Here is a 12392-nt window from a genome sequence, read left to right on the forward strand (position 1 = left end):
TATCTATGATCAGCCCGAAGTTTTTTATCGACACGCTGGGCTCCTACGGCATTGACTTTTTTGCCGGAGTCCCCGATTCTTTGCTCAAGAACATCTGCGCCTACATTGCCGACAACAAGGATGCAAAGCATAACGTGATTGCCGCGAACGAAGGCGCCGCTGTGGGACTTGCCGCGGGTTACCACCTGGCGACCGGCAACATCGGTGTTGTTTACATGCAGAATTCAGGCGAAGGCAACATCATCAACCCGCTCGCTTCGCTTACGGACAAGGAAGTCTACAACATTCCGGTGCTGCTCCTCATTGGCTGGCGCGGTCGCCCCGGCGTTCATGACGAACCGCAACACGTGAAGCAGGGCAAGGTGACGACCGGCATCCTCAATACGATGGGCGTGAATTACGACGTGCTCTGCAAGGAAGAGGACAAGGCGACAAAGCAGATTGCGAAGGCCGTCAAGACGATGAAGGAAACGGGCGAGGTCTATGCGCTTGTCATCGAGAAGGACTCCTTCGAGGATTACAAGCTCCAGAGCGTTGAGAAAAACGACCTCACGATGAGCCGCGAAGAAGCCATCCAGACGGTGGCTGCTGCGCTCGGCGAAAAGGACGTGATTGTCTCTACCACGGGCATGATCAGCCGCGAACTTTTTGAATACCGCGCCCAGAAGGGTGAAGGTCACGAGCGCGACTTCTTGACGGTGGGCTCCATGGGACACGCCTCGCAGATTGCGCTTGGCATCGCGATGGAAAAGGAAGACCGCAAAGTATGGTGCTTTGACGGTGACGGTGCGACCATCATGCACATGGGTTCCATGGCGATTGTCGCGAGCAAGTCTCCTGCAAATTACGTTCACGTGGTATTCAACAACGGTGCACACGACTCTGTGGGCGGCCAGCCGACGGTGGGCTTGAAGATTGACCTTCCTGCAGTCGCGAAGGCCGTAGGTTATCGCGATGCCCTGACTGCCGACAGCAAGGAATCGCTTGCGGCGGCCCTCGGAAAGTTGAATGGCATGCAGGGCCCCGTGCTCCTCGAAGTCAAGGTGAAGAAGGGCAACCGCAAGGATCTGGGCCGCCCGACGACGACACCTATCGAAAACAAGAACGCGCTGATGGAGTTCCTGAGGAAATAAAAATGCGACTTGCCCTGTTGTCGGACATCCATGCGAACGTGACGGCATTGAATGCGGTGCTCGAAGAAGTTGGACGCCGCCATGTCGACAAGTTTGTGTTGCTGGGTGACCTTGTCAATTACGGCATGCGCCCGAACGAGATTGTAGAAATGGTCCGCGACATGGACGATAAGTTTGTCGCGAAGATTTGGGGCAACCACGAAAAGGCGGTGATGGACAACGATACGACCCGCTTTGCCACAGATCGCGGGCGCGCCATCCTCCACTATACGCAAAAGCGCCTCTCGCAGGAATCCATCGACTTCATCAATAACAAGATGAACCGCGACGGCACTTGTTCCCTGGAAATCGACGGCAAAAAGTTCCTGCTGGTGCACGGCATCCCGGGCGACCCGTACTGGGGCAAGTTTACGCCGGCGGAACTCATGCGTGAAGAGTATGTTCCGTACGATTTCGTGCTGACGGCGCATTCCCATGTGTGCCATTACTTCGAGGTGCTTTTCAAGGCGGATTCTCCGAGCACGAGGAACAAGAAAAAAACCGTTTTTATCAATCCCGGTTCCGTCGGGCAGCCGCGCAACATCAATCCCTGCGCACAGTTCGGAATTCTCGACACCGAGACGACGGAATACGAACATGTTTGTGTCCCGTACGATATCGTGGCGGAACAGGAACTTTATACGGACGAGGTAGATGTGTTCTACAAGGATCGTCTGACTTTAGGAATTTAAACAGAGGCTTAGCATGAAGAAAAATCTGTATGTCATAAGTGGTGCCACCGGCATGACCGGCAGTGAACTTTCGCACCAGCTGCTGAAAGAAGAAAACATCGTTGTCGGTTTTGACAACTTCTTCGCCAGTTCCATCGACACGGTCAAGGACCTGGTCGGTCGCGATGACTTTGTCTTTTTTGAATACGACATCAACAATGCCGAACACATGGCCGCTGTCGCCGACAAGGTGAAGAGCCTCAAGGGTTCGTATTCTGGCCGCCTGATATTTATCAACTGCGCTGCAGTAGTCCACACGAAGCATTTCTACGAAGTGGAACATACGTTCCAGACGAACGTCATCTCGATGAAGACCTTCCTCGAAATGGCAATCGCCCTCGGTGCCGACACCTACATCAACTGCTCTACCTCCGAAGTGTATTCCATGCAGTCGTGGAACGCGAACGGCGGCGTCCACGAAGACGATTTCTTGGTCATGGCGACGGCGGAACATAGCCAGCGCACAAGCTATGCGGTGGGCAAGCTCCTTACGGAATTCTTCATGAAGGATGCCGTGGACAAGGGCAAAATCAAGGGCTGCTCCATCCGCTTTGCGAACGTGTACAGCAAGCACGAACGCTTTGCCGACCACATTATCCCGCACATCATTAACAACCTTCTCGAAAAATCAGAAGTTACGTTGCTCGAGAATTCGAAGGTCAACAAGCGTACGTTCCTCCACAATATCGACAGCTGTCGCGCCGTGATGGAACTCATGGAATCGCCCGAAGCTCTCGACGGTACCGTCTATAACGTCGCGACCGACGAGGAAATCTCCATTGTGGACTTGACCAAGCTTATCGCGAAGAAGATGGGCATGGACGACGTGAAAATCAAGTTCGAAGGTTTCCGCAAGTCCGACCCGGAACGCCGCCTGCTCAATACCGACAAGATTCGTACGCGTACTCACTGGAAACCCATTGTGACTCTCGACGAAGGCCTTGAAATGTGCGTGAAGAGTATTGAAAGATGAAGTACTTGATTATTACTGTTGCCGGGACGGCGACCCGCTTTAACAGGGATACCGAAAAGGAAACCCTGAAGTGCCTTTACTATAAGGATTCCCCGAAGTTTGCGCTGTTGAACCAGCTTATCAAAAACTGCGGTGAACACGACAAGTACATCATCGTGGGCGGTTACCTCTATTCGGCTCTCGAAGAATACGTGAAGGAAAATCTCCAGGCCTACGGCGACAAGATTGAACTGGTTTATAACGAGCACTTCAAGGACTACGGTTCGGGCTACAGCTTGTACAAGGGCATCGAGGCCGTGAAGAAACCGGGCAATGTCACCTTCGTCGAAGGCGACCTGTTCTTCTTGAAAGAAAATTTCAAGAAGGTCTACGATAGTGAGAAGAGCGTGCTCACGATAAACCGTGAACCCATCTATTCGAACAAGGCTGTGGCGCTTTATGTATCAACGGATGGCCGCCCCCATTACCTGTACGACACGAACCATTCTTCGCTTACGATTCCGGAACCGTTCCTGGCGGTATTCAATTCTGCGCAGATGTGGAAGTTCCAGTCGGCAGAAAAACTGCACGAGGCCGTCGCATCCCTTACCGAAAAACAGCTCCAGGGTACGAACCTCGAGATTATCCAGGCGTATTTCAACAGGCTCTCCCGTGAAGAATATGACGTGGTCACGTTCGATGCCTGGTACAACTGTAACACCGTTGTGGACTACAACATTGTCCGCGAACTTATGGAGTAAGATATGGATATCCTGAACAAGAAAATTGCCTTGCTCAAGTCCAAGGTCGAAAAGAACGAGACGATTACGATCATGATTATCGGGCTCGGGAGCGTCGGTACGTTCCTGCTCGACTTTTTGGTGAGCCTCCGTGACCCGCAGCTGAAAATTGTGGTCGCAGGCCGCAATGCCGCCAAGATGCAGATGGACGTGAACATCGTCCGCACGGCAGCGACAATCCGTCGCGAACTGCGCAGCCAGATTGAAATTCTCGGCGACTGCGACCTGAACGATGTCGACAGCATCGCCGCGACCATCAAGAAGGCTAATCCCGACTTTATCGTGAACAGCAGCCGCGTGTATTCGGGCCTCAAGTACGGGAGCATCTCGTGGAGCAACCTGCGCGCTTACGGCATCTGGTCTCCGCTTTCTATCCGTTACGCGAAGAACATCATGGCCGCTTACGAAAAGACTGGCTCGAACGCCGTCACCATCAATACCTCGTATTCCGATGCCGTGATCCCCTGGCTCAAGTCTGCGGGCAAGACTTACTTTGATTTCGGTAGCGGTAACCTGAACCACCTGATTCCGCGCATGAAGTTCTTCATGGCCAAAAAGTACAACATCGACAACCTGAACGATATCGATGTGACACTTGCGGTGAGCCATTTCCACGACGTGGTGATTTCCAAGGAAGGCCACGCCGAAGGCCAGACGCTGCTCTTGAATTTCAAGAAGGATGGAAAGGACTTGCCTTTTGACCAGGCCGAAGTGCTTGCTGCCTGCTCCATCCCGATGCCTGTAGATCAGAAGCGCAACATGATGAACGCTTCGAGCAATTTCAACATAATTGATTCCATCTTGACCGCTCTCCGCGAAAAGACGGTGACCAAGGTGCATGCGCCCGGTGTCGATGGCGAAATCGGGGGCTACCCGGTACTCATTGACGGTGCGAAGGCGGAAGTCTCTTTCGATACTTCGCTCTTTGGCATGGACGACATGCGTGCTGCAAACCGCAAGTCTATTTACTGCGACGGCATCGAAAACGTGGAAAACGGTACGCTCGTCTATACCGACGAACTTGTGGCGAAGGTGAAGAAGGCTTTCAACGTCGATTTGCCGAAGCGCGTCGCGTTCGAAGACATCGAGAAGACGGCCGACTTTATCATCAAGAACATTATCGAGCCGTTTGTCAAATAAAATGGCCTCCATAAAACAACAGACGATCAATAGTTCTAAATGGAACTTCATTGAGCGTGTTTCAACCCAAGGAATTCAATTTTTCCTTGGCATCATTATGGCCAGGCTCCTAGTCCCAGCTGATTTTGGGATAATAGGCATTCTTGCAATTTTTTTCACCATCTCCCAAACAATCATTGATAGTGGATTCAACGCGGCCCTCATCCGAAAAAAAGACGTTTCCGAAAAAGACCTAAGTACTGTTTTTTTCTTCAACATCTCTGTATCCATAATCGCATACGCGATATTGTTTTTCACTGCGCCGTGGATTGCTGATTTCTTTGGAATATCCATCATCAAAAATGTTCTAAGGGTTCAATCAGTCATCTTAATCATCAACGCAATTGTTGCTGTTCAAGTCGCCATTCTCAACATCAAACTGGACTTTCGGTCTCTCGCCAAAAGAAATGTAGCGTCCACCTTAATCTCTGGATGTTCTGGTGTTTCCCTTGCATACTTAGGCTTCGGAGTTTGGGCACTCGTTTACCAACAAATCATTGCGGCAGTCGTCAACCTTATAATTATAAGCTTCATCTGCAGATGGTACCCCAAAACCTGGATTAGTAAAAATTCATTCAAAAGTTTAGGCTCTTTTGGAAGCAAACTTTTAATCTCTAGTTTAATTCACACTTTTTATGTAAATTTAACCACATTTGTTATAGGAAAATTCTATTCCGCAAAAGACCTTGGTTTCTACACAAGAGGGCTTCACTTCGCCGAATTGCCTAACAACACCGTAAACGGAGTTCTTGGGACCGTCACCTATCCAATTCTTTCTCGAATACAAGACGATGACGATAATCTGATCAGAGTGTACAGGCGATATATCAAAATTTCTTCTTTGGTCATTTTTATATCAGCCGGGTTAATCTGTGCACTCGCCAAGCCCATCGTACTCCTATGCCTTTCCGACAAATGGGCAGAATCCATTATCTTTCTTCATATTTTCGCGTTTTCAGGGATGTTCGACCACCTAAGTACAATCAATCTAAATCTTCTAAAAGTCAAAGGCCGATCGGATTTATTCTTGAAACTCGAAATAATCAAAAAAAGCATCTCTATTGCAATGCTTGTAGTCGCTATTCCACATGGCGTCCTGGCAATATGCATTTCCAGACTACTGTATAATCAAATTGCTGTATTCATCAACACCTACTACACCGGGAAGCTCTTTAAATTGGGCTATATACAGCAAATCAAAGACTTTTCCCCCTATTTACGTTGTTGCCTCGCCGGATGCATTCCCGCCTATCTTATTACTTTACTAGATTATCCACATATTGTCACGATTTTATTAGGTGCAACTATATCTTTTTCAATTTACTGGTTTTTGCTTCGCAAAGATCAAGAAATGCAAGAAGTTGTTAGGATTGCTACAAAAATGCTAAGAGGAAATCATGAAAATTCTTAGAAAAGCACATACCCTTTTTGATACATTTGTCAACTCTATAACGAAAAAAGATAGCCATTCCATACTCTTTTACCCCCATCAAAATTGCCTTGCGGACAACTACGACATTTTTAACGGAGATTCAAGTAATACATTATGCCTTTTAAAGAGCATCATAAGCGATATTCAATTTGATGGTTATCGGCTTTACGTTGTGTATTACCACAAGGACAAGTTACAATCTTATATCGAATACAGCAAGTCCATCCAAAACAAAGAAATCCTATTCATTTACGAAAAAGATTATTCCACATTTAAAAAAGCTTTTATTAAATGCCCTACAGTTTTTACAGACTGTGATTACATTACATTCCCCTATAGAGTCCATTCACAGACTATTATTTGCTTAAATTACTATGCTGGTCCATTTAAAAAAGAATTTCATCGATGGACAAACCATGGTGGATTCAAAAGATACCTAAAGGAACAAAAGAAAAAATTTAGGGAATACGATTACCATTTATCAATTTCGGACATCTTTTCCAAACTCATTGCTGTTGACATTGGTCATTATTATCCACATCTTCTTTCCCTTGGCTTTCCTCGAAACGATGTCCTTTTAAACAAAAATACCAACCTTCGCAACGAAATAGAAAAACAGATCGGATTCAAAATAAATCACTTAATAACATACGTCCCAACGCATCGTGATTATGAAAATCCCGGACGCGAGTTTTATTCCCCTGACCAGGTAAAAACAAGATCTATCTGGGGCAACGTTTCAAACGATGAACTCAATGCTTTAGAAAACTTTTTGGAAGAATCCGGCACGGTAATTATTGCTAAGGCGCACGCAATTCAAGCGGCACAAGTATCCAACGTAAAAAAAGAGAACAGCAAATGCATCCTGTTTTTTGACGATTTAATCAAAAAAATCAATACAAGCCTATATCCCATTTTATCCATATCGGACGCCATCATATCGGATTACACCTCTACCGCCTACGATTTCCTTTACACCGGACGTCCTATCATCTATTATTTTTTCGATATTGATGCTTACCGAGCGGCAAGAGGTTTTTTCATAGAACCCATAGAATCTATTTGCGCCGGCCACTTGACATACAATATCAACGAACTAATCGAAGCCATCAAGGACGTAATAAACGGCAATGACCCATACAAAGCAAAAAGAGAAGTTCTTCAACAAATTTTTGCTCCTCACATAGACAACCATTCAACCGAGCGGATAAAAAATTTCTTTTTCGGCCCTAAAAAAAAGGATAAATTTCCGTGATTCTGTTTTACATCGGAATCATCCTGTTATGTTTTTACGGAATGAAGCGGGCGACTTCCGGTAGTTTTCATGACGACTTTTTGTCAAAAGACCAATGTAATGCAATAAAAGGCTTTTTTATTGTATTTGTTTTTATCCGGCACGTTCTTCAATACGTAAGAAGAAGCGGCTACGACTTCAATTCCGCACCCGACACAATTCTAACCTTGGTCGATCGAGAACTTGACCAACTCATCGTTGTCATGTTCCTGTTTTATTCCGGATACGGAATCATGGAATCCATAAAAAAGAAGGGATTCCCATACATAAAGGGGATGCCCTTAAAAAGGATTCTTCCGACCATTTTGAATTTTGACATAGCTGTATTATTCTTTCTTATAACCGCCTTATTATTGAACACCGATATAACAGTCTCGCAGGCTCTCCTATCCTTTACCGGCTGGGACTCTCTTGGCAACAGTAATTGGTATATCTTCGCGATAGTCCTTCTCTATTTTATTACGTGGCTATCATTTTTCTTAACGAACAGAAAAAAACAAAATTTCCATAACGCCCTCGTTATGTCTATCGGTTTATGCTTTATCCTACTTTTCATATTATACCAATATAAAGAAACCTTTTGGTACAACACCTTGTTTGCCTACATCGCAGGAACACTGATTTCATTCCATCAAGACAAACTCATCCCTCTTTTCAAAAAAAACTTTTGGCCTTTTTTTGCCCTGTTCTTGATTTCAACAGTTTTATGCAAATTAGACCATCATGATTTCATGTGCCTAAAGTTCAACATAACGAGCATTACATTTGCACTCACTATAATGCTATTCACCATGAAGGTTAAAATTCAAAACAACATCTTGATTTGGCTAGGTTCGCACCTATTCCCGCTGTACATATACCAGAGAATCATCATGATTGTGCTTTACAACGTGGACGGTGGATTATTTGTAAAAGCCCATCCGGTTGTCTTTGTCACCTTGAGTTTCGTGGCAATGATTGTATGGGGATTTCTGTTTAAATATTGGGATTTAACGAAGCTTATACGACCAACAAAGTAAACGTGCAAGCATTTTTAGCGACGTCTTGAATTTAAACGCCATTCGAATCATTTTCCATCGCATTTTTCTATCGGAAACACAAAGGGCATTGCGCAAAATATCACGTGCGACTCTATCTCGAGATGACGCGTAAGTCACCATAAAATCGGGGTGCTTTTGCAGCATCAGATTCCAGGCCTGCAAATACCTTTCTGGTTTTTTTGAAATGGAATCATCTTGCAAAAGATAATCTACCAAGGCGTCATCCATACAGTAAATAGAAAAACTCTTTTGGATACGCACCAACATTTCAAATTCCTGGAATCTCGTCATTTCCGGATCAAACTTTTCCTGTTTAAACACAAGGCTTTTGCCGATTAGCGTTTGCGTTCCAATAGACATGGGCAGTTCATTTTTGGGCAGGAACCCGCTTTTAAAATAGTCCGACACAAGGCCCACTTTTTTACCGCTCACAACGCGATTCATTCGGCAGAACAAGACATCGGCACCTTGCTTGGTTAAAGCCTCTAGTTGCAGTTCTAGCTTATTGCTATGCCACAAGTCGTCGCTATCGTGAAAAGCGATATAATCCCCGGTAGCCTCGTCTACGCCACGATTCCGAGCAACGCAGGCGCCGCTATTTTTTTGATAAACATAGCGAACCCTAGAGTCCTTGAATTTACCTACAACCTGTGCAGTGTCGTCCGTCGATCCGTCATCAACAACAATCAACTCTATATCAGAATAACTCTGATTCAGCACGCTTTCCATGGCCCGCTTTAAAAGTGGGGCTCGATTGTATGACGGGATGACAACAGAAATCATTGCAGCGAACCACCTTTCATACTTTCAATCGTCCGTTTAAACATCTGAAACAAGTCAAAAGAGGGGTTCCAGCCCAATTGCTTCAATTTACGGACATCCAGATTTATCTTCATAACAGGGTTGTAGCCTAATTTTTCTGCATTTTCGGCGATATCAAAAACAACATGACTTTTTCCATTTGAAAAATTGTCACAAACAAACTGAGCCATATCTGCAATTGTTATTGCCGTTTCTCGGTTTGCCACATTATAGGCTTCGCCGACGACACCCTTCAAAAGGATTGCCAACATGGCAATCACTGCATCCGCCACATAACAATAACTACGCAGCGTTTCTCCCTTGGTTTTTAAAACAATATCCTTACCCTCTATGGCACAACGAGCAAACTGGGCAAACACGCGTCCATCATTGTAGGCCACCCCCGTACCAAAAGTCTGCGTCAGTCGGGCAATTTTTACAGGGATTCCATATTCTGACGCGTAAGACGCGCACAAACATTCCGCCATCCGTTTCCCTTCGGAATAGCAACTACGGACTTTTAGCGGGTCAATATATCCCGAATAGGATTCATCTATGTCAACAATTCCTTCCGAGGGCATTCCATAAACCTCTAGCGATGAAAGGTACAGGATACCTTTTAACTTCATTGACTTTAAACGAGATAGCAACTTATCGGTACCATACAATGCCGTATGAATTGTTTCTACAGGCACCGTCACAAACGCTTTTGAACTCGTCTCGCTTGCGGCATGAATCACATAATCGATTTTTTCGGGTAACTGATAATCACCCGACATATCCCCGACCACCAAGCTGATTTTACCACATTGCAACAATTCGCCAAACATCGACTGTGCTTTTTCCCCATTACGAACCATCGCATAAATGTTAATTGACGAATCGTAAAGGCGATTTCTGCATGCCAAGGCCCTTACCAAATGGGAACCCAAAAGCCCTGTCGCTCCAGTCACAAGGATCGACGAGCCTTCTAGTTGTGACCAGGGAACCACCGGAGAATTTGCAACATATTCCAAATCCTCTTGCATCAAGGGATCCTTAGTTTCCATTACCCCCCCCCTACAAGCCAAAGACCTGCGAATTCTGCTGCGCTTCGTATATGGCCTTGAACAAGAAGAAGTCCATTGGCGTAGTAATCTTTATATTCTCAGAAGGGCCCTCGACCATTTGCAAAGAAAATCCATAATGTTTCATCAAGCAGGCCGAATCAATCATATTTAATATGTTTTCTGAACGGGCACGAACATGGGCACTCAACAAATCATCCAACAGAAAACTTTGCGGGGCACGTGCAAAATGGCAGCGGTCGCGATTATAGATTTCTTGGACCTCAAATTGCTCATTAGATGTAATTAAGGTTTCTATCGCGGGTGCAACCGTTATGGCAGAGCCATAGCGGTCAACACACTCTATATTATCAGAAATAACCTTCTCCGATATCAACGGGCGCACCCCGTCATGAACCAAAACAACGCTCCCCGGTTCAGTTTCGCCGCTTTCATGAATGGCCTTAAGGCCATTGTATATCGATTCCTGGCCGGTTGATCCTCCCGGCACAATCCAGCGAACCTTCTTAATCGAAAAACGCGCCAGCAGGTCCTTTAGATAATCAATCCAAGATTCCAAACAAACAACGCAAATAGCATCTATTTTCGGATGATTTTCAAAATGCATCAACGTGTGAATGATAATAGCCCGACCATCCAGTTCCAAAAACTGCTTTGGACGAGCCTTGTTGTTCATTCGCGTTCCCGTTCCGCCAGCAAATATCAATGCAATATTTTTCATATCAACCTCTACGGTTCAATATAGCATTTATGGCAAATCGCCCGAAATATGTTTTCGCTATAACAAGTGCCCGAAATGGACTTGTCTTCGAAAAGGTCGTTCAACAGGTTCGTCGCCGTCATGTTTCCTGTTTCAAGAAAAGCGATAAGATCATCCACCGTCTTTGCCCGTTCTTTTACGACACGACCATATGCATCGTTCAGCGAGGAATACGACAGGTAGTCCTCTTCGTCGGGCACAAAGAACACAATTGGCCGGTTTAGCAGGGCATAATCAACACAACAGCTGGAATAATCCGTCACAAGACAGTCGGCAGCCATAAGCAAATGCTGGACCGATTTTACGTTTTTATCACTAAGTACCCGGAAATGCGGATTGGAGGAGTCTATCTTGAACGAAGAGAGCGGGTGAAGTTTTACCAAGAAGAGAATGTTATGAGCCACCAAGAAATCATTGAATTTCTGGCTAGCCACCAATTCTTCAAGAATATCCTTGACCATATCACGGCGGATATTTGGACTCACACGGTACGTCGGCATGTAAAGGACCACTTTAGAAAACGCGGCGACATCAACATCCGACAGCAAATCCTGCTTTTGCATATCCGAAAAGAACAGGTCGTTGCGCGGCTGTCCTGTAATGACAATGCTGTCTCGCTTGACACCAAACTGTTCCATGGAACGTTCTGCGGTATATTCCGACGTTGCCAGAGAATAGTCTCTGTAGACCCAGTTGAAAAAACAATCCAGCGTCTTTTTCAGTTTGAGTTTTTTGCCATGATAATTTTCATTGTAGATTTTTTTGAATCCGCCTACACCATGCCACAAAGAAACAATTTTGGCACCACCCACCAAGGGGAGTAAGCCAAAATCATCAAGTCCGTTTGTCATTATGGCGACACCACAACGTAAAGACGTCCACACCCCTTTTAGCGATGTGCTCACGCAGGCTTCGTAACCCAACTCACGAACCTTCTGCGCAACGGATTTTTTTCGAGTCAGCCAGACGCACCTGATTCCAGGGTAATGCTTATTGACATATTCAAATAGAAATTTGGAATTGTCGTCATACTTCATTCCTTTCCAGCACCCGAAAACCCACAGTTTCCTGTCACGGATAGAAAGAACCTTCAAGACATGAAAAACAAGTGCCGCAAGGGGCAACGAAATTTTTCGCCATTCCAATACTTTTTTCAACATTTCA

Annotated in this window: 12 protein-coding genes; 8 read left to right on the top strand and 4 right to left on the bottom strand. The window is 45.6% G+C overall.

The window, feature by feature from the left end; genetic code table 11:
- Positions 1–5 precede the first annotated feature (5 nt).
- From aepY to IKB43_03060, 8 genes are read left to right on the top strand one after another with little or no spacing between them, the layout of a single operon-like run.
- Positions 6–1133, top strand: a complete 1128-nt coding sequence (gene aepY / locus IKB43_03025) for a phosphonopyruvate decarboxylase (protein ID MBR2469115.1) — start codon at positions 6–8, stop codon at positions 1131–1133.
- A 2-nt stretch (positions 1134–1135) separates the two neighbouring features.
- A complete protein-coding gene (locus tag IKB43_03030) occupies positions 1136–1864 on the top strand; it encodes a metallophosphoesterase family protein (protein ID MBR2469116.1) in 729 nt (242 codons plus the stop codon).
- A 13-nt stretch (positions 1865–1877) separates the two neighbouring features.
- On the top strand, positions 1878–2876 hold the full coding sequence (locus IKB43_03035) for an NAD(P)-dependent oxidoreductase (GenBank protein MBR2469117.1): 999 nt from the start codon (positions 1878–1880) through the stop codon (positions 2874–2876).
- Positions 2873–3616, top strand: coding sequence for a licC domain protein (locus tag IKB43_03040; protein MBR2469118.1), 744 nt, complete (start codon positions 2873–2875; stop codon positions 3614–3616). The genes IKB43_03035 and IKB43_03040 overlap by 4 nt, the downstream gene beginning before the upstream one ends.
- Positions 3617–3619: 3 nt before the next feature.
- Positions 3620–4795 carry a hypothetical protein gene (locus tag IKB43_03045; protein MBR2469119.1) on the top strand — a complete coding sequence of 392 codons (1176 nt, stop codon included), beginning with the start codon at positions 3620–3622 and terminating at the stop codon, positions 4793–4795.
- Entirely contained in the window at positions 4785–6245 is a 1461-nt protein-coding gene (locus tag IKB43_03050) for a lipopolysaccharide biosynthesis protein (GenBank protein MBR2469120.1), read from the top strand. Before IKB43_03045 ends, IKB43_03050 begins: the two co-directional genes overlap by 11 nt.
- The gene (locus tag IKB43_03055; protein MBR2469121.1) at positions 6232–7521 is read left to right on the top strand and encodes a CDP-glycerol glycerophosphotransferase family protein; all 1290 of its coding nucleotides are present in this window, start codon (positions 6232–6234) and stop codon (positions 7519–7521) included. The genes IKB43_03050 and IKB43_03055 overlap by 14 nt, the downstream gene beginning before the upstream one ends.
- Positions 7518–8579, top strand: coding sequence for an acyltransferase family protein (locus IKB43_03060; GenBank protein ID MBR2469122.1), 1062 nt, complete (start codon positions 7518–7520; stop codon positions 8577–8579). Before IKB43_03055 ends, IKB43_03060 begins: the two co-directional genes overlap by 4 nt.
- Here IKB43_03060 and IKB43_03065 read toward each other — a convergent pair.
- Genes IKB43_03065 through IKB43_03080 form a run of 4 tightly spaced genes read right to left on the bottom strand, consistent with a single transcriptional unit; the run spans position 8550 to position 12388 of the window.
- A complete protein-coding gene (locus IKB43_03065; GenBank protein ID MBR2469123.1) occupies positions 8550–9383 on the bottom strand; it encodes a glycosyltransferase family 2 protein in 834 nt (277 codons plus the stop codon). The genes IKB43_03060 and IKB43_03065 overlap by 30 nt on opposite strands.
- Entirely contained in the window at positions 9380–10450 is a 1071-nt protein-coding gene (locus IKB43_03070) for an NAD-dependent epimerase/dehydratase family protein (protein ID MBR2469124.1), read from the bottom strand. Before IKB43_03070 ends, IKB43_03065 begins: the two co-directional genes overlap by 4 nt.
- A gap of 10 nt (positions 10451–10460) precedes the next feature.
- Positions 10461–11189 (bottom strand): 2-C-methyl-D-erythritol 4-phosphate cytidylyltransferase, encoded by a 729-nt coding sequence (locus IKB43_03075; protein ID MBR2469125.1) that lies wholly within the window; start codon positions 11187–11189, stop codon positions 10461–10463.
- An 8-nt stretch (positions 11190–11197) separates the two neighbouring features.
- A complete protein-coding gene (locus IKB43_03080; protein MBR2469126.1) occupies positions 11198–12388 on the bottom strand; it encodes a CDP-glycerol glycerophosphotransferase family protein in 1191 nt (396 codons plus the stop codon).
- Positions 12389–12392 lie beyond the last annotated feature (4 nt).

The sequence above is a fragment of the Fibrobacter sp. genome, from assembly GCA_017503015.1.
GTDB lineage: Bacteria > Fibrobacterota > Fibrobacteria > Fibrobacterales > Fibrobacteraceae > Fibrobacter.